The 19,006-nt window shown below is 54.8% G+C and carries 15 protein-coding genes; 11 read left to right on the top strand and 4 right to left on the bottom strand.

Annotated features, from left to right (window positions below; translation table 11 throughout):
* Nucleotides 1-2: 2 nt before the first annotated feature.
* A complete protein-coding gene (gene draG / locus NP590_RS09015) occupies nt 3-890 on the top strand; it encodes an ADP-ribosyl-[dinitrogen reductase] hydrolase (RefSeq protein WP_371927286.1) in 888 nt (295 codons plus the stop codon).
* A gap of 20 nt (nt 891-910) precedes the next feature.
* Here the strand turns inward: draG and NP590_RS09010 are convergent, their stop codons facing one another.
* Nucleotides 911-4,801: an EAL domain-containing protein gene (locus NP590_RS09010; RefSeq protein WP_256602025.1), complete on the bottom strand. Its 3,891-nt coding sequence runs from the start codon at nt 4,799-4,801 to the stop codon at nt 911-913.
* A gap of 254 nt (nt 4,802-5,055) precedes the next feature.
* Here NP590_RS09010 and smc point away from each other — a divergent pair, with 254 nt between their 5' ends.
* The 10 genes from smc to NP590_RS08960 all read left to right on the top strand — a co-directional run bounded on the left by smc (nt 5,056) and on the right by NP590_RS08960 (nt 16,255).
* Nucleotides 5,056-8,556 carry a chromosome segregation protein SMC gene (gene smc, locus NP590_RS09005; RefSeq protein ID WP_256602098.1) on the top strand — a complete coding sequence of 1,167 codons (3,501 nt, stop codon included), beginning with the start codon at nt 5,056-5,058 and terminating at the stop codon, nt 8,554-8,556.
* Entirely contained in the window at nt 8,556-9,254 is a 699-nt protein-coding gene (locus NP590_RS09000) for a cell division protein ZipA C-terminal FtsZ-binding domain-containing protein (RefSeq protein WP_256602024.1), read from the top strand. The genes smc and NP590_RS09000 overlap by 1 nt, the downstream gene beginning before the upstream one ends.
* A 64-nt stretch (nt 9,255-9,318) precedes the next feature.
* The gene (lepA, locus tag NP590_RS08995) at nt 9,319-11,118 is read left to right on the top strand and encodes a translation elongation factor 4 (RefSeq protein ID WP_256602023.1); all 1,800 of its coding nucleotides are present in this window, start codon (nt 9,319-9,321) and stop codon (nt 11,116-11,118) included.
* Between the two features lie 14 nt (nt 11,119-11,132).
* Nucleotides 11,133-11,909 (top strand): signal peptidase I, encoded by a 777-nt coding sequence (gene lepB, locus NP590_RS08990; protein WP_256602022.1) that lies wholly within the window; start codon nt 11,133-11,135, stop codon nt 11,907-11,909.
* Nucleotides 11,910-11,937: 28 nt separating this feature from the next.
* Nucleotides 11,938-12,315 (top strand): DUF4845 domain-containing protein, encoded by a 378-nt coding sequence (locus NP590_RS08985; RefSeq protein ID WP_256602021.1) that lies wholly within the window; start codon nt 11,938-11,940, stop codon nt 12,313-12,315.
* Complete coding sequence (gene rnc, locus NP590_RS08980; RefSeq protein WP_256602020.1) at nt 12,312-12,992, top strand: ribonuclease III; 681 nt, start codon at nt 12,312-12,314, stop codon at nt 12,990-12,992. Before NP590_RS08985 ends, rnc begins: the two co-directional genes overlap by 4 nt.
* On the top strand, nt 12,992-13,879 hold the full coding sequence (gene era, locus NP590_RS08975) for a GTPase Era (RefSeq protein ID WP_256602019.1): 888 nt from the start codon (nt 12,992-12,994) through the stop codon (nt 13,877-13,879). The genes rnc and era overlap by 1 nt, the downstream gene beginning before the upstream one ends.
* 4 nt (nt 13,880-13,883) lie before the next feature.
* Nucleotides 13,884-14,585: a DNA repair protein RecO gene (recO, locus tag NP590_RS08970; RefSeq protein ID WP_256602018.1), complete on the top strand. Its 702-nt coding sequence runs from the start codon at nt 13,884-13,886 to the stop codon at nt 14,583-14,585.
* A gap of 181 nt (nt 14,586-14,766) precedes the next feature.
* Nucleotides 14,767-15,510: a pyridoxine 5'-phosphate synthase gene (gene pdxJ, locus NP590_RS08965; protein WP_256602017.1), complete on the top strand. Its 744-nt coding sequence runs from the start codon at nt 14,767-14,769 to the stop codon at nt 15,508-15,510.
* 4 nt (nt 15,511-15,514) lie between these two features.
* On the top strand, nt 15,515-16,255 hold the full coding sequence (locus tag NP590_RS08960) for a PP2C family protein-serine/threonine phosphatase (RefSeq protein ID WP_256602016.1): 741 nt from the start codon (nt 15,515-15,517) through the stop codon (nt 16,253-16,255).
* A gap of 56 nt (nt 16,256-16,311) precedes the next feature.
* On the opposite strand, the gene NP590_RS08955 is transcribed toward NP590_RS08960, so the two are convergent.
* From NP590_RS08955 to NP590_RS08945, 3 genes are all read right to left on the bottom strand, one after another.
* The gene (locus tag NP590_RS08955; protein ID WP_256602015.1) at nt 16,312-17,271 is read right to left on the bottom strand and encodes a sigma-54 interaction domain-containing protein; all 960 of its coding nucleotides are present in this window, start codon (nt 17,269-17,271) and stop codon (nt 16,312-16,314) included.
* A gap of 12 nt (nt 17,272-17,283) precedes the next feature.
* Complete coding sequence (locus tag NP590_RS08950) at nt 17,284-17,997, bottom strand: sulfite exporter TauE/SafE family protein (RefSeq protein ID WP_256602014.1); 714 nt, start codon at nt 17,995-17,997, stop codon at nt 17,284-17,286.
* Between the two features lie 86 nt (nt 17,998-18,083).
* A complete protein-coding gene (locus NP590_RS08945) occupies nt 18,084-19,004 on the bottom strand; it encodes a diguanylate cyclase (protein ID WP_256602013.1) in 921 nt (306 codons plus the stop codon).
* Between the last annotated feature and the right edge of the window lie 2 nt (nt 19,005-19,006).

Raw genomic sequence — 19,006 nt, 5'->3', positions numbered from 1 at the left:
ATATGATGGAGCGGCAGTTATTGGATAGGGCGCTGGGCGCTTATTTGGGCTTTGCCTGCGGCGACGCGCTGGGGGCGACGGTGGAGTTTATGACGCCCCGACAGATTCAAAAGCGCCACGGCGTGCACAGCGAAATCACGGGCGGCGGCTGGCTGGGTTTGGCGGCCGGGCAGGTCACCGACGATACCCAGATGTCGCTGGCGCTTGGGGACGCGATTCTTCGGCGGCGGGGTTGGACGTTGAGTGTCGTCGCCGATAATTTCGTCGCCTGGCTGGAAAGCGAGCCGCCGGACATAGGCAACACCTGCCGACGCGGTATTTTGCGCTACCGCGACAGCGGTGTTTTGCGGGGCGAGCCGCGCGACGACGAGGCCGGTAACGGTGCCTGCATGCGCAATCTGCCGGTGGTGCTGGCAACCTTGCGCAGGTCGGAGGATTTCCCTGCCTGGAGCTTGCAGCAAGCGCATATTACCCATAATCACCCGTTATCCGACGCCGCCACGCTGGCGCTGGGCCGGTTGACCGGCCGGCTGATAAAAGGCGAGGCCTTGGCGGACTGCAAAACGGAAATCGATAGCCTGATAGGCCAATTCGGCGAATTCGCCTATCAGCCCTATCCGGGCAAGGCCAGTGCTTATATCGTCGACACAGTGCAAACGGTGCTGCACCATTTTTTTAATACCGAGGGTTTCGAAGCCTGTGTTGTCGCCACCGTCAATCAAGGCGGCGATGCCGACACCACCGGAGCCTTGGCCGGCATGCTGGCCGGTGCTTTGCATGGCTTGGGGCAAATTCCCCCGCGTTGGCTGGCGCGACTGGATTCGGCTGTCTCGGAGCAGATCAGGCGGCAAACACTGGAACTGCTGGAAGTTGGTTTTGCGCTCGATTAGCCCTTGGTGACGCGGCGGGTCTAGGTTTGCAATGTAAGCGGGGATTGCGACAGCAATTGCGCTTCAAACTCGTCGATGGGCAAGGGCTTGCCGAAAAAGTAACCCTGGTAGGCCATGCAGCCGTTTTGTTTCAAAAATTGAAACTGTTGTTCGGTTTCAACCCCTTCTGCGATAACATTCAGCTGAAAATTCAAGGCAATGTCGATGATGTTTTTCACCATCATCGCGTCGTTGGCGTCGGTCGCGATATCCCGTACAAAGCTTTGGTCGATTTTGACTTGATCGATAGGCAGCCGTTTCAGGTAAGACAAGGATGAGTAACCCGTGCCGAAATCGTCCAGGGACAAGCGGACGCCCAGTGCCCGCAAGGCGAGCATTTTGTTCACCACATCGTCGATATCGTGCAAAATCACGCTTTCGGTTAGTTCCAGCTTCAGGCTTTCGGGGACGATGGCGTGCGTCCGCACGATGTTCGCTATCGACTCGACAAAGTCCGGCATCATGAATTGGTGGGCGCTGACATTGATGGCCAGTATCAGGTTGCGGGTGCGCTCGCTGTTGCGCCATGCCTCCAGTTGCCGGCAGGCGGTTTCGACTACCCAAAGGCCTATGTCCAGTATCAAGCCGGTTTCCTCGGCGATCGGGATGAATTGGGCCGGCGAAATCATGCCCCGCTCCGGGTGGGTCCAGCGCAGCAAGGCCTCCGCGCCGAAAGGCCGGTCCCGGTTATCGTATTGAATTTGATAATACAGTTGCAGTTGCCGTTGGGCTAATGCCTTGCGTAAATCCGACTCCATGGCGGCGCGCCATTCCACGGTATGCTGTAAAGCCGGGTCGAAGAAATGCACCCGGTTGCGGCCGCTGTTTTTGGCGTGATACATGGCAATGTCGGCTTGTTTGATCACGTCGTCAGCCGCCAGCGCGTGGCCCTGGAATAAACACACGCCTATGCTGGGCGAGCTGATATGAATATGCGGTTGAAAGTGGAACGGCAGGGTCAGGCAGGCGCGGATTTTTTCCGCAATCAGGCTGACGCGTTGGGAGGCTTCCTCGGCCGCATCGCCGATATTTTCGAACAGCACCACGAATTCGTCGCCGCCGAACCGCGCCACGGTATCCACTTCGCGGATGCTGGTTTTGATGCGTTCGGCTACTTCGATCAGCATTAAGTCGCCGATGTTATGTCCCAGGGTATCGTTGAGGGATTTGAATTTGTCCATGTCCAGGAACAGCAGGGCACCGTATTGCCTGCTGCGTTCGGATGCCAGCAGGGCCAGATGCAAACGGTCGAGCAGCAGGCGGCGATTGGGCAATTTGGTCAGGGGGTCGTAAAACGCCAGATGACGGATTTCCTCTTCCGCCTGTTTGCGTTCGGTGATGTCGGTAAAGATGGCCACGTACTCGGTGGGTTGGTTGCGGATGTCCTTCAAGGCGGTAATGGTCAGCCATTTCGGGTAGATTTGGCCGTTCTTGCGTCTGTCCCAGATCTCGCCTTCCCAGGTTCCCGCGGTGAGCAATTGTGCCCACATGGCCTGATAGAAGCTCTTATCGTGGCGCCCGGAACTCAAAATGCGCGGATTCCGGCCTATCACTTCGGCGGCGGAAAAACCGGTAATGTGCTCGAAAGCCTGGTTGACCCGCAGAATATTAGCCATTGCATCGGTAATCATGATGGCTTCGTGGGTTTCGAAAGTGGCGGCGGCAATGCGCAACTCATCCTCGGCTTTTTTGCGGTCGCTGATATCGGACCAGTAGCCGACCAGTTCCAAGGGCTTGCCTTCGCTGTCCCGAATCAGCACCAGTTCGTCATGCATCCAGCGGTATTCGCCGTCTTTATGCAAAAAACGGTACTCCTGTTTATGCGGGCCGCCGTGAAAGGCTTGCGGCAGTTCCGCCAACACCCGGGCGCGATCTTCCGGATGAATGCGGTTAAGCCAGAAACCGCTTTCGCCGATAAAATCCTCCGGCCGATAACCCAATTGAGCAATGATATTCTCGCTGATAAAGGTGGTGTCGAAACTGCCCGAGGCCCGGCGGGCATAAATGATGGCGGGTGTGGATTCAAGCAGAAATTGCAGCCGGGATTGCAGCGCTTTTAAGGTTTCTTCCGCCTGTTTGCGCTCGCTGATATCGTGTGCCAATGCGCAATTGAACTCCTTGCCGTCGTACTCGAAGTAGTTGGCGACTATTTCGACCGGGATTATCGTGCCGTCGCTACGCTTGTGAGCGGATTCGAAACGCAGGCTCTTGTTGAGTTTCAACTCCCGCCAATGCTCCGGCCACCGCTCCATCGGGTAATAGGGGTCGAGGTCGGCAATGGTCAGCTGGCATAATTCCTGGTGGCTGTAGCCGAGTTTTTGGCAAGCGGTTTTATTGGCGTCCAGGATGCGGGCATTTCGGTCCAGCCAAAACAATTCCTCCCCCGCATGATCCAGACTGAACTGGCGAAAACTCAGGGACTGTTCCATGCGTTTGCGTTCGGTGATGTCCAGATGCGTGCCTATCATGCGCAAGGGCCTGCCGTTGTCGTCGCGGGCAACCACCACGCCGCGGGTCAAGATCCAGCGCCAGCCGCCGTCCTTATGCAGCAATCTATGTTCCTCGGCATAGGATGGGGAGGCACCTTCCAGGTAGGCCCGTACCGCCGCCAGAATGTCGGTCTTGTCGTCCGGATGTATGCGGCTTTCCCATTCGATGAAGCTGTCCTGAATTTCGTCTTCAGCGAAGCCGAGCATTTCCTTCCAACGTCTGGAAAAAAACACCCGGTTTTCGGCCATATTCCAATCCCAGACTCCGTCGCCCAATCCCTCCAGGGCAGTATGCCAACGGTATTCGCTATCCTTCAGCAATTGTTCCCGATGGCGGATTTCGCGGGTCAAGTCGTCGGCCATGCGGGTGGCGGTAATCTGGCTGAAAATCCTGGCCCGCATCAGGTTAAACAGCAGGCCGCTAAGCGCGATGCCGCCCAGCAGTATGGCCCATGCCGGTGCATGACTGATATGAAATGGGCCGCCGAACCGGTCGAATACCAACAGCCACGGCCGGCCGTTGAAATTGATCAGGCGGCGCTGTTGCAACCATGTCGCGTCCTCCGCGGCCGTTTGCTGGCTGGCGAACAACAGCGTGTCCGGCGAGTCCACGCCGCCGTCATGGATACGCAGGCCGATAACTTGATCCCCGCGTTGCCGCCAGTCGCCCAGGATGCCGGACATCAGATCGTTCATGCGGTAGGGACTGTATACCCAGCCAACCAGGGCTTGGCGGCGTTGCGCCACATTGTTGCGCGGCAGGTCTTGGCTATAAACCGGCACATACATCAAGGTGCCCGGCTGGACTTCCTTGTCCGTCTCCTGTATCAGTCTGACCTTGCCCGACAAAGCGGCTTGGCCGCTATCGCGAGCCTGTTCCATCGCGCTTCGTCTTACCGGCTCGGAAAACATGTCGTAACCGAAGGCGCGCAAATTGCGGTCGCGGAATGGCTCCAGATAAACGATGGCGCTATAGAATGCGCGCTCGCCGGCGGGATGGACCCGGTATTCCGGGAAACCTTCGCCGCGAACGCGGGCAATATGGCCAGCCAGGCGCTCCGGTGCTATCGCCTCGGCAAAACCAATGCCTTGTACGCCCGGAATACTGTCCTGGGCGCGCAGGGCTTCGGTGAAAATTTTCCAGTCCTGGCGAGTCACCAAGGTGGATGCATCGAACAAGGCGGCGCCGCTACGCAGCGTCATGGCATAGGCGCCCAGCCGCTCGCGAATTTTTAAGGTTACGTGATCGCAGGCAAAGGCAAACTGGCGCAGGACGTCGGCGTCGATCGCCTGTTTTGCCCACCAGCTACCGTAAACGGTGGTCAGCAATCCGAGGCTCAGCAGCGTCCAAGCGAGTAGCAATTGCCTGGTAATTTTGTTCATATACGCTGGGCCATGGCTCAACCTCGTGTAAGATTTAGCTTACAAATATACCAAGTTCGCCAGCGCTTGCCATACTAAAAGTGCGTGAATTTGAAGTCGATTTCGATTTGTTCGGTAAAATTGCGCCGCGCATGCGATTCCCGCCTGTTGATGCCGGTGATTTGAATGCGCAAATCAAATTCCATTCCAAAAAAGCCTGCTTATCGACGATAATAGCCGGCTTTGTAAACCGTCTTGAGCGTACCCCGCCAGTCATGAAACTGGAGAAAATCAAACTTTCGGGTTTTAAATCCTTTGTCGATCCCACCAGCATACCGATTAGCGGCAATTTGACCGCCATCGTCGGGCCGAACGGTTGCGGCAAATCCAACATCATCGACGCGGTACGCTGGGTGATGGGGGAAAGTTCCGCCAAGCATCTGCGCGGCGGCAACATGGCCGACGTGATTTTCAACGGCTCGTCGGGACGCAAGCCGGTCGGCATGGCTTCGGTGGAGTTGGTATTCGACAACAGCGAGGGCAAGGCCGGCGGCGAATATGCCAAATACGCCAGTATCTCCATCAAGCGCCAGGTCAGCCGCGACGGTCAATCCCTGTTTATGTTGAACGGTTCCAAATGTCGGCGCAAGGACATTACCGACCTGTTTTTGGGTACCGGTTTGGGTTCGCGCAGTTACGCCATCATCGAACAGGGCACCATATCCCGCATGGTGGAAGCCAAACCCGAAGACTTGCGGGTGCATATCGAGGAAGCCGCCGGCATTTCCAAATATAAAGAGCGCCGTTCGGAGACCGAGACCCGCATGCGGCATACCCGCGAGAATCTGGAACGCTTGGAGGATTTGCGCGACGAAGTGGAAAAGCAGATTAAAAATCTGGCCAAGCAGGCGGAAAAGGCCGAGAAATATACCGAACTGAAAAAACAGGAACGCCAGTACAAACAAGAATTGCTGGCCATGCGCTGGCAAAACTTTCAGCAACATGCCCAGCAGCTGGAAGACAAGCTGCAAGGCATCGCCGCCGAGCACAACCGTTTGTTTGTGTTGTTGCGCGATACCGAAAAAACCATGGAGTTGAAGCGCGGCGAGCAAAAAGCCCAGCAGAAGCAGTTGGACGGCACCCAGGCGGAATATTACGCCGTGGTCGGCGAAATCGGCCGGCTGGAGCAGGCCATCAAGCATAGCGAAAAGAGTCATGAAGAAACCCTGCTCGAAATCGAACGCCTGCAACAGCAGGCGGAGCGGGCGCAAGGCGAATGCGAACAGGATAGGTTGCAGTTGGAAGAAATCCGCCAGACCTTGATGGAAGCGGAAGAAACGCTGATTGTCGCCAAGGAACGCGAGGAAGAACTGTTGGGTATACAGCAGGACGCGCAGGCCAGAAAACAACAGTGGCAACGGCAATGGGAGGCTTTCTTGGCCGAAAACGCCGCTTATAGGGAGCAGGCCGAGGTGCAGCGCACCAAGTTGATTCAACTGGAAAACCAAAGTCGCCAGTTACAGGCCCGCCTGGATAAATTGCAAGGCGAACGGGAAGGCTTGGCCGATGCCCAGTTGCAATTCGAACTGGAAAGCCTGGAAAGCGGTATCGAGCTGATCGAAACCGAACGCGCCCTGCTGCAGCAGCAGTTAGAGGATGTATTGCAACGGATTGCCGGCTTGCGTCCGGAGATCAAAGAGTTGCACGAGCGTTTGCATGAGCGCCGCGCCCAATTGCAAAAAGTGAACGGTAAGATCAGTTCGCTGGAATTATTGCAACAGCACGCCATGGGCAAGGATAAAAAAGAGCTGGCGGCGTGGTTGGAGCAGGTCGGTTTGGAACGGCAACCGCGATTGGCCGAATTTCTGGAGGCGGAAGAGGGTTGGGAAACCGCCGTCGAGACCGTATTGGGTAGCTACCTGGAAGCGATATGCGTCGACAATGCCGACAGTATCCTTGCGGAGCTACAGGAACTCAGCAAGCAATCGTTGATTGTATTCGAAACGCATCCCGCGGATACAGACGTCTCGGCGGCGGCTGCCGGCTTGGCCGGAAAACTGCGCGGCCGTTGGGATTTGTCCAGTCTGTTGAGCGGAATTTATTGCGCCGATACGCTGGCGCAAGCCAGACAAATGGAGTTGCGGGGGAGCGAGTCGGTGGTTTTGGCGGACGGCACATGGATGGGCAGGGATTGGATCAAAATCAGCCGGGGCAGCGATAGCAAGGCCGGTGTGCTGCACCGGGAAAAGGAATTGCGCGAATTGAAGCTGTTGCAGTCCGAATTGCAGTCGGCGATAGTAGAAGACGAGCAACATCTGGCGGACAGCGAACAGGCCTTGAAAACCGCCGAGGCTAATCGCGAGCAATACCAGCGGCAAGAGAAACTATTGAGCGCCGAATATTCCGCCAAGAGCGCGGAGTTCAGCGCCCAGTCCGCCCGCTTCGAGCAGCAAAAGCGCCGCCTGGAACAGCTGGATCACGAGATCGAGGAAATCGGCCAACATTTGGCCGAAAACGCCGAGAGTATTTCCGAAGCCGAATTGATCAAACAGGATGCCGAGCTGGCCTTGGGCGAACTGGGCGACAAAAAACTGCAATTGGAACAATTGAGCCGGCAAATTCAGTCGCAACAACAGGATACCGACACCTCGGTGGATGAAGCCCGCCGGCATTTGCAGCGTCTGCACGCGCAAATCGAATCGTTAAAGGCCTCCGAGGGCTTGACAGCCAAGCAGATCGAACGGCTGTTGGTGCAGCATCGACAGTCCGCCGATCGCATCGCCGAGCTGGAACATAAACTGGCTTTCAGCCTGACGCCGCTGGACGACGAGAAAATGCTGCTGGAGCAGTTGCTGGAGAAAAAGGTAGGCTTCGAAACCGGGCTGGCGGCCGAACGCCAGGCGCAACAGGCCAGCGAACAAAGCGTCAGTCAGCTGGCTGAGCTTTATTCCCAAACCCAGCGCGATTTGGAAAAGCAGAAGGAAGCCCTGGATAAGGTACGCTTCGAGCAGCAGGATAGCCGGGTTCGCCAGCAAACGGTGGCCGAGCAATTGAGCGAAGCGGATGCCGACCCGCAACAGATATTGGCGAAGCTGCCGGCCGACGCCAGGGAATCTAGCTGGAAAAGCCGGGTGGATGAACTGGCGGAGCAGATCGAAAGACTGGGTTCCATCAATTTGACCGCAATCGAGGAGTACAAAACCCAGTCCGAGCGCATGAAGTTTTTAACCGAACAGCATGATGATTTGATGGAGGCGTTAAACTCGTTGGATCAGGCTATTAGCAAAATCGACAGGGAAAGCCGCCAGCGCTTTAAGGAAACCTTCGACAAAATCAATAGCGGCTTGCAGGAAAAGTTTCCGCGTTTGTTCGGCGGTGGCCAGGCTTATCTGGAGCTGACCGAACAGGATGTGCTGGAAGCCGGCGTCAACATCATCGCCCGGCCGCCGGGCAAGCGTAACAGTTCGATTCATTTGCTGTCCGGCGGCGAAAAAGCCCTGACGGCGGTGGCCTTGGTGTTTTCGATTTTCGAACTGAATCCGGCGCCGTTTTGTCTGCTGGACGAAGTGGATGCGCCGCTGGACGATGCCAATGTGGTGCGATTTTCCAAGATGGTGGAGGACATGTCAGCCAGCGTACAGTTTTTATACATTTCACATAACAAAGTCACAATGGAAATTGCAAAACATTTGGCAGGTGTTACCATGAGGGAGCCTGGGGTGTCCAGAATGGTGGCGGTCGATATCGAAGAAGCAGTGAGCATGGCGGAAAGCTGATGGATAAAGAATTATTGAGAGTCGTGATTATTTTGATCGGCATGCTGGTGATGATAGGCATGCTGTTGTGGCATTTTTTCAAATCGTTGCGCGAGCGCCGGGACGCCGACGATTATTTTGACGATACCGAATACAGCGATAGCTTGGTCGATGAATTTGAAGTCGACGAAGACGACGATGAAATGGACATTTTTCCAATACCCGATGCGGTCGATGGCGACGGCTTGCTCGACGACGAATCCATCAACCCCGTTCCCAGGGCAAGCGCCAAAGCGGATGTCGTCAAGGAGCAGCCCAAAACCGCCCTGCCGGCGTTGATCGAATTCAGTCTGGTGGCCCGCGCCGATGAAGGCTTCAACGGCGAAGACCTGTTCGAAGCCTTCGAACGCGTCGGTTTGGAATACGGTAGCGTAAAAGTGTTCGAGCGTATCGATAAAAACCGCTTGGTGGATTTTGCCGTTGCCAGCATGATCGATCCAGGCACCTTTCCCGATACCGGCTTGGAGGATTTCTATTGTCCGGGTATCGTGTTTTACATGCAGCCGCGCGAGGTGGACAAGCCCTTGGCGGTATTCGACGACTTTATCGAAACCATCGATACGCTGGCGGTGGAGCTGGACGGCGTGGTCTGGGACAATCAGCGGCAGCCGTTAACCGCCGAAACCATCGCGCAATTCCGGCAAATGCTAGCCCGATAATCTTCAAACTATTCCCGGCGAGGGCGCATCGCCCTCTTTTCAGTTTAACTTTAGTAGTCAGTAAGTGGATCAAAAACATATCAGAAATTTCTCCATCATCGCCCACATCGATCATGGCAAATCGACATTGGCGGATCGGTTCATTCAAATTTGCGGGGGCTTAAGCGACAGGGAAATGGAAGCCCAGGTACTGGATTCCATGGATCTGGAACGCGAACGCGGCATTACCATCAAGGCGCAAAGCGTCACGCTGGATTACAAGGCCGGCGACGGCGAAACATATCAGCTCAATTTCATCGATACTCCGGGTCACGTGGACTTCTCCTACGAGGTTTCGCGTTCGCTGGCGGCCTGCGAAGGGGCTCTGCTGGTGGTCGACGCCGCCCAGGGCGTGGAAGCGCAAAGCGTGGCCAATTGCTATACCGCCATCGAGCAGGGCTTGGAAGTGGTGCCGGTTTTAAACAAGATAGACCTGCCGTCGGCCGAACCGGAGCGGGTGATGGAGGAAATCGAAAACGTCATCGGCATTCCGGCCGACGAAGCGCTGAAAATCAGCGCCAAGACCGGTATCGGCGTCGAACTGGTGTTGGATCAATTGATCGAGAAAATCCCGCCGCCGGCCGGGGATGAAAATGCGCCCTTACAAGCACTGATCATCGATTCCTGGTTCGATAATTATCTGGGCGTGGTGTCGCTGATACGCATCGTCAACGGCAGCTTGCGTCGCAAACAGAAGATTAGCGTAATGTCGACCGGCAAATCGTTTTTGGTGGAAAAGTTGGGCGTATATACGCCCAAGCAACTCGAGAAACAGCAGTTGAACACCGGCGAAGTCGGTTTTATGGTGGCCGGCATCAAGGATATCTTCGGTGCGCCGGTCGGCGACACCATTACCGCCACCGACAACCCTGCCGCCTCGGCCTTGCCTGGTTTCGAGAAAGTACAGCCGCGGGTGTTTGCCGGCTTGTATCCGGTCAGTTCCGACGATTTCGGCGATATGCGCGAAGCGCTGGATAAATTGCGTTTAAACGATTCCGCCTTGAATTACGAGGCTGAAACTTCCCAGGCTCTGGGTTTCGGTTTTCGCTGCGGCTTTTTGGGCATGCTGCACATGGAAATCGTCCAGGAGCGGCTGGAGCGCGAATACAATATAGACCTGATCACCACGGCACCGACGGTGGTTTACGAAGTGGAAACCCATGGCGGCGAAGTGGTGATGGTGGACAACCCGGCCAAATTGCCGGATGTAGGTACCATCGTGGAAATCCGCGAACCCATCATTTTGGCGAATATCCTGGTACCGCAGGCTTATCTGGGTAATGTGATCAATCTGTGTATCGAAAAACGCGGCGTGCAGAAAAACATGCAATATGCCGGCGCCCAGGTATCGCTGAATTATGAGTTGCCGATGAGCGAAGTGGTGTTGGATTTCTTCGATCGCTTGAAGTCGGTCAGTCGCGGCTACGCCTCCTTCGATTACGAATTTTTGCGTTTCGATCCGGCGCCATTGGTGAAGCTGGATGTGTTGATCAACGGCGATAAAGTCGACGCCTTGTCGATTATCGTGCACCGGGATTTGAGTCAGAGTCGCGGTCGTGACCTGGTTGAAAAAATGAAGGACCTGATACCCAGGCAGATGTATGAAGTGGCGATTCAGGCGGCGATAGGCTCGAAAGTGATTGCCCGCTCGACGGTAAAAGCCATGCGTAAAAATGTCACGGCCAAGTGTTACGGTGGCGATATCACCCGGAAGAAAAAATTGCTGGAAAAACAAAAAGCCGGCAAAAAACGCATGAAACAGGTGGGCAGTATCGAGATTCCGCAGGAAGCGTTTCTGGCGGTGTTGCAGGTTAACAAAGAATAACGGCAGTAAGGCATATGGATTACGATTTTTCTTTTTTTCTGGTGGTGGCCACGTTTGTGACGGGCGTGGTCTGGGGCGCTTATTGTCTGTATCTCAAATACGCGCGACTGCCTTATCCGGCCGACAGGGAGCCGCTGTTGGTGGAGTATGCCCGTTCCTTCTTTCCGGTGGTGCTGATAGTTCTGATATTGCGGTCGTTTTTGTTCGAACCGTTCCGGATACCGTCCGGCTCCATGATGCCGACCTTGTTGATCGGCGATTTTATTTTGGTGAACAAATTCACCTACGGCGTGCGTCTGCCGGTGTTGAACAATAAAATCGTCGAGATGGGCGAACCCAAGCGCGGCGACATTGTGGTGTTCCGTTTTCCCAAACAGCCCAGCGTGGATTACATCAAGCGCGTGATCGGCCTGCCGGGCGACAGAATCGCTTACTTCGATAAAAAACTCTATGTGAACGGTCAGCCGATTGCCAATACTTCCCTGGGTCGTTATCAAGGCGTGGGGCAGGGCATGAACATGACCGGCGCCGAACATCTGCGGGAGGATTTGACCGGGGTCGGCCATTCCATTTTGATCAGTCCCGGCGTGCCCAGCGTGGAAGATGTGTTTGTGGTGCCGCAAGGCCAGTATTTTGTGATGGGTGATAACCGCGATAACAGCAACGATAGCCGTTATTGGGGGACCGTGCCGGAAGCCAATCTGGTGGGCAAGGCCTTTTTCATCTGGATGAATTGGGACTGGGAAAACAAGGGGATTGCTTTTGAGCGAATCGGCACTATTCTGGAATAAACAAATGATATTCAGCCGGGGGACAGCTATGCGGACTTCACCTTACAAACAACAAGGTTTGACCTTCATCACGCTGGTTTTGCTGCTGGGCGTGATCGCTTTTTTTACCATGCTGGTGCTGAAAATCGCTCCCATCTATTTCAACCATAGCAAGGTGGTGAATGCCTTGGAAGCGGTGGAAAATACCACCGATATCACCACTATGACCAGATCGGAGATTATGAGCAGCCTGCAGAAGCGCTTCGATATGAACTATGTCGATTATGTAACGAAGGATGATATTCACATTCAGGCCCAGCCCGGTTATGTCAAGGTGGATATCGATTACGAGCGCGTCGAGCATATGGTGGGTAATTTAAGTGTATTGGTTGAGTTTCATGAAGGATTCGAAGCTGGTGGGAAGTGATTAAAAAACCGGAAGAACTGGCTAAAAAGCTGGGCTTGACCTTTAGCCAACCCCAGTTGTTTAAAACCGCATTAACCCACCGTAGCGCAGGATCTCATAACAACGAAAGACTGGAATATCTCGGTGACTCCGTGCTGGGATTCGTGGTGGCCGAGCGCCTGTATTCCCAATTCCCGGGCGTCGGCGAAGGCGTATTGAGCCGTTTGCGCGCCAGTCTGGTCAATCAGACCTCCCTGGCCGAGTTGGCCAGACAGCTCTGCTTGGGCGATTACCTGATTTTGGGCTCCGGGGAATTGAAAAGCGGCGGATTCCGCCGCGACTCGATTTTGTCCGATGCCCTGGAAGCCATCATGGGCGCGATCTTGCTCGATAGCGGAGTAGACGTTTGCCGACATTGGATACTGAATCTGTTTGCGGATAAATTCGCCCAGATCAAGCTGGATAGCTGGAACAAAGATCCAAAAACCCGTTTGCAGGAGCTGATGCAGGCCCGTAAAAAAGAGCTGCCCCTATACGAATTGGTCAGTATGAACGGCGTCGATCATGCGCAAACCTTTGAAGTCAAATGCAGCGTGCCTATTATGCTCGAGTCCACGCGCGGTGTCGGCATTTCCCGCAAGAAGGCCGAGCAGGCCGCCGCGGAAAACATGTTAATTCTTTTGGAAGATAGGGACTAATGAACTGCGGATACGTCGCGTTGATCGGTAGGCCGAATGTCGGCAAGTCGACCTTGATGAATCATTTGCTGGGCCAGAAGCTCAGCATTACGTCCAGAAAGCCCCAAACGACCCGGCATCGGATACTGGGTATCAAAACCACCGAGGCGGGTCAGGCTATCTTCATGGATACGCCGGGCATGCATGGCGACGAAAAAAAAGTTTTGAACCGTTATCTGAACAAAACCGCCGACAGCACCTTGCTGGGCGTGGATGTGGTAGTGTGGCTGTTGGATGGCCTGTATTGGCACGAGTACGACGAGCGGATTTTCAAAAAGCTGGAGGCGGCCGGTCTGCCGGTGATTTTGGCGGTCAACAAGGTCGACAAGATCAAGGACAAGCAGGCAGTGATGGCCTTTTTCGCCGAAGCCAAACAAAAATATCCCTTCGAACAAATCGTGCCGGTTTCGGCCTTGAAAAATACCAATCTGGACGTACTGGAACAGCACATCATGGCTTTGCTGCCGGAAGCCGAGCCGATTTATCCCGAAGATCAACTCACCGATCGGCCGGAACGGTTTTTTGTGGCGGAAATCGTGCGGGAGAAACTTACCCGCCGCTTGGGCGATGAGTTGCCTTATGCCTTGACGGTGGAGATCGAGTTATACGAAGAGCATCCGGAGCTCAGTAAGATTTATGCCAATATCTGGGTGGAACGCGGCAGCCAAAAAAGTATCGTGATCGGCAAGCAGGGCGAGATGCTGAAGAAAATCGGTACCGAGGCGCGTTTGGACATTGAAAAACTGATAGGTCAAAAAGTTTATCTGCAGTTGTGGGTGAAAGTGAAAAAAGGTTGGTCGGACAACGAACGCGCCCTACAAGGCCTGGGCTTTATCGATACGGAATAAGCACATGGCCGAGTCCGCGGTTTATCTGCAGCCGGCATTCATCCTACAACACCGGCCCTATCGCGAAACCAGCCAGCTTTTGGAGGTTTATACCCGCGATTTCGGCATAGTGTCCGTGTTGGCCAAGGGCGTGCGCAAGGAAAAGTCCAGGCTGGCCGGCGTGTTGCTGCCTTTTACCTTGTTGCAACTGTCCTATCTCGATAAGAGCGAGCTAAAAACGCTCACCCAGGCCGAGTTTGTCCGAGCTTATTCATTACAGCGCTTGGCGCTGTATTGCGGTTTTTATCTCAATGAGTTGCTGCAACGGTTTTTGTATCGAAACGACCCGCATCCCGAATTGTTCGCCGGCTATCAAAGCAGTCTGGAGGAGTTGCTCGCGGGGCTGCATATCGAACAGACTTTGCGTTATTTCGAGTTGGCGCTGCTGGAGGCTTGCGGCTATGGCTTGGAACTGGATGTCGAGCATAACCGGCGGCGGATCGATAGCCGGAGGCGTTATCGCTTTGAAGCGAATGCCGGCTTGTTCGAGGATGCCGAGGGCTATGTCAGCGGAGCCAGCCTGCTGCGATTAAGTGCCAAGGCGCCGTTGATCGGCGCGGCGCTACCCGAGAGCAAGCAACTCTTGAGGGCCATGCTGGATGGCCATTTACAGGGCAGGCCCTTGCAAAGCCGGGATGTGCTGGCAAAAATGCTTAAGTATTTGTAGAAGAAATAATTGGGTAACTATTCAGCGATTGTGAAGCGTGGATGTGGATAAGCGAAACGCATCCAGCATGACAGCCGGATGCGCTTCGCTTATCCGGTCTACGTTTGTTTTACGCTGTGTTGACTGAATAATTACCAAACTGGATTCATTATTTAGCCGGCCGGGGACAAGCCAAACCACCATGGAAAAACAGATTATTTTATTGGGCGTGAATATCGATCATGTCGCCACCTTGCGTCAGGCGCGCGGCACTCGCTATCCAGAGCCGATACAGGCGGCATTGGTGGCTGAACAGGCCGGTGCCGACAGTATTACCGCGCATTTGCGGGAAGATCGTCGGCATATCCAGGATAGAGATATCTATCTATTGCAGGATATGCTGCATAGCCGATTGAATCTGGAAATGGCGGTTACCGATGCCATGATAGAAGTCGCGCTCAAGGTCGGGCCTCGGGCGTGTTGTCTGGTGCCGGAACGTAGAGAGGAATTGACCACCGAAGGCGGCCTGGATGTAGCGGCCGCGCCGCAAAAAATGCGCGATGCCTGTGGCGCCTTGGCGGCGGCTGGCGTGGAGGTGTCGTTGTTTATCGATCCAGAACTCGCTCAGATCGATGCCGCTGTCCAGGCCGGAGCGCCGGTGGTCGAGTTGCATACCGGCCGATATGCCGATGCGCAAACGCCGGAGCAACAAATGCGGGAATTGCAGCGCATTCGGGTCGCCGCCGATTATGCTCATCGGGCCGGATTGCAGGTCAACGCCGGCCATGGCTTGAATATGCATAACGTGGCGGCGATATGCCGGATCGGGCAAATTACGGAATTGAATATCGGCCATTCCATCATCGCCCAAGCTGTTTTCTCCGGCCTGGACCGGGCGGTCCGGGATTTGAAACAACTCATGCGGGAAGCGCGCCTGCACAGTTAAGCATATGCAAAACGCGTTGGAGTTCTATCAATTGTCCTCGGTGGGGGATAGGGAAATCAACCAGGATTGCATGGCGCATCGGGTCTGTGCCGATTATGCCTTATTCGTGGTGGCGGACGGTTTGGGTGGGCATCAGGCGGGCGAGAAGGCCTCGCGGTTTTTTTGTCGCGGGTTGATTGAAAAGGCTCAGTCTTTTCAGGCAAACATTCAGCTTCAGCCGGAACGGGGCATGCGGGACTGGATAGCCGCCGCGGTCGAGCGCATGCGGGAATTGTTCGGCGACGATCCGTTTGCCGCCAATGCGCACACCACTTGCGCGATTTTGTATCTGGAGCCAGGTCGGGTCATTACCGCGCACTGCGGCGATTCGCGCATTTATCGCCTTAACCCGGAGCGGGTGGTATGGCGCACCAAGGACCATTCCCTGATTCAGCAGCTATTCGATGAAGGTGCCATCAGCGAATGGGAGATGGGTGTGCATCCCGAGCAAAACAAGCTGACCCGTAGCGTCAATGTACTGGCCGCGCCGGTGGTCGACATTCAGCTGTTCCCCGCCATGCAAAGCGGGGAAACCTTTATTCTTTGCAGCGACGGCTTTTGGGAATCCATAAAAGAACAAGAGTTTTTACGCTTGTCACAGCCGGCCAGCGGCAAGGGCGAGCTGACCAAAATGGCTCAGATGGCTATCTTGCGGGCTCACGGCAAAAGCGACAATTGCACGGTGCAATGGGTGAGAAAACGCTAATTGCTTGATCGAGGTTGCATGGGCTGTAAAGCCCGCAACCTCGCGATGTGCTTAACTTAATGGGTTGCCAAGCCGTGTTTTTGGATGCGGTAGAGCAGGGTGTCTCGGGAAATTCCCAGCAGGCGGGCCGATTTGCTGCGATTGCCGTTGGTGCGGGCCAAGGCTTGATGAATCATATTGGCTTCCAGCGCGTCCAATTGCAGTCCTGTTTCGGGTAGTCTGAAATCGGTAACCGTCGCGCTGATTTCCTTGCCATGGGTAAATTCATGCGGCAAGTTTTCCGGCTCTATCACTCTGCCGGCCAGCAAGATGCTCAGACGTTCGCACAGATTGCGCAATTCGCGCACATTGCCGGGCCATTTGTGGTTGCGCAGCACTTTTAGCGCGTGTTTGCTGAAGGTGGGCGATTGCAGCGAATGAGTTTCGGAAAAATGAGCGAAGAAATGTTTGGCCAGCATTTCGATGTCTTCGCTACGTTCGTGCAGGGTAGGTAGTTCCAGAGGTACCACATTCAAGCGGAAATACAGGTCGCGGCGGAATTCGCCCGCTTCGATCTGGTTGGTCAAGTCGGAGTTGGTGGCGGCAATCACGCGCACGTTGACCCGGTAGGGTTTGGTGCCGCCGACCGGCAGGCATTCGCCGGATTCCAGGAACCGCAACAATTTGGATTGTATGGTTAACGGTAAGGAATTGATTTCGTCCAAGAACAGGGTGCCGCCGTCGGCGGCTTGAAACAGGCCTTGTTTATCGGCGGTGGCGCCGGTGAATGCGCCTTTTTTATGGCCGAAAATTTCCGATTCCACCAAGCCTTCGGGCAGGGCGGCGCAGTTTAGGGTGACGAAGGGCTTGTTGGCTCTGGGGCTGTCTTTTTGAATGGCGCTGGCCAGGACTTCCTTTCCGGTACCGGTTTCACCTTTGATCAAGACAGTCACATCGGTCGCCGCAACCACGCGGGCGCTACGAATCAATGCTTCCAGAGCAGGGGATTGACCAATGATAGAACTGAAATTATCCACTGTAAAAACCTCTCAAAACGTCATGATGTGTTCAACACGCATCGGGTTAAGCCATGGGAATACGGCCAGTAGGGCAAAAATAATAAACAGGATGCCTACCACCTGCTTGAAACGCCGGGCCTTGGAAAGCCGCGCCAATAATGAGGTCATTATACCGACTCCGGCCACGGCAGGTAAAGTGCCCAGTCCAAAAGACAGCATGGTCATGGAACTGTGCATGACGTTGCCGGTGGTGGCGGCCAGAGCCAGCGCGGTATAGATCAAGCCGCAGGGCAACCAGCCCCAAACCATGCCGAACAATATGGCCTGTGTGCGGGTTTTGACCGGAATCAATTTGCGGCCAAAGGGTTCAATCAGCTTCCAAAACCGCGAGCCTATTTTTTCGATATAAGCGAAACGCGGAAACCAGCCGCCGATATATAGGCCCGCGCTGGCCATGATGGCTCCGGAGGCCAGCTGTAAAATACGGTGGGCGTGGCCTTCCGTGAAGGGTAGGCTGAGAAAGCCGACCACGGCACCGGCAATGGCATAGCTGGCAATGCGGCCCAGGTTATAACTGAGGACTATGCTGAACAATATGCGCTTGTTGCTTCTAAGCTCCTGGCTCAGGCTGTAGGTCAAAGTGCCTATGATTGAACCGCACATGCCTATGCAATGCAGGCTGCTGAATAAACCTATAAAAAATGCGGCAAGGTAAGAGGCATTGAAGTCTAAATAAAGGTGCATGGCCTGGAAAACTCGAAAAGGGCGTCAGTCATGCGCCGGATTATAGACGCATAATCGTTTTAAAGCGGGGCATTGGTTTGTTGATGCTAGCGGGGCGACAGATTTTCGCAACAAACCCGGTTGCGGCCCTGTTTCTTGGCGCGATACAAAGCGTCGTCCGCTGCTTGCAGCAAGCCGTCAACCCGATCGCCGGCAGTGGCAATGATGGTACTTACGCCGATGGAGACGGTAATATAAGCAATATCGCTGCTGTTGGCATGATCGATCTTAAGGTTTTCCACTGCCAGCCGGTATTGTTCCGCCCGCATCACGGCGCCCATGTTGTCGGTATTCGGCAGCAGAATGGAAAACTCCTCGCCGCCCAGCCGAGCGACCAAATCTTCCGGACGGTGGGTGTGCCTGGTAAAGGCATTGGCCACCCGCCGTAGGCAATCATCTCCGACCGGATGGCCGTACTGGTCGTTAAACAGCTTGAAGTTATCGATATCGATCATCATCAACGAGAGCGGGCTGGCGCTGCGCTTGGCTTGATTGAATTGCCGTTCCAGGGCGGCGTCAAAGGCGCGACGGTTGGGGATTTCGGTCAAGCCATCCAGGGATGCGAGCTTTTCCAGTAAATCGGTTTTGGCTTTCAATTGTATCTGGGTTTTGACGCGGGCCAGCACAATGGCCGGCGAAAAGGGCTTGGTAATGTAGTCGCAGCCGCCTATTTTAAAGCCCAGCACCTCGTCCGCTTCCGAGCGCTTGGCTGTCAAAAAAATCACCGGGATATTGCGCGTGCTATCGTCCGATTTGAGTTGATGACATATGTCGTAGCCGTTGATGTCGTCCAGCATGATATCCAGCAAGATCAGATCAGGCCGTTGATTGCGGGCGATATGTAAAGCCAGTTGACCGCTCGGCGCCACCTTTACGGCGTAATGGGGTTCGAGTATGTTTTTGATCAGATCAAGATTTTCCGGGCTGTCGTCAACCGCGAGTATGGTGTGATCGGCTTTTTTTTCCATGC

Source organism: Methylomonas subterranea, from assembly GCF_024505185.1.
Lineage (GTDB): Bacteria > Pseudomonadota > Gammaproteobacteria > Methylococcales > Methylomonadaceae > Methylomonas > Methylomonas subterranea.
The sequence above is the reverse complement of the archived record's forward strand: the minus strand, read 5'-3'. Positions and strand labels throughout refer to the sequence as shown.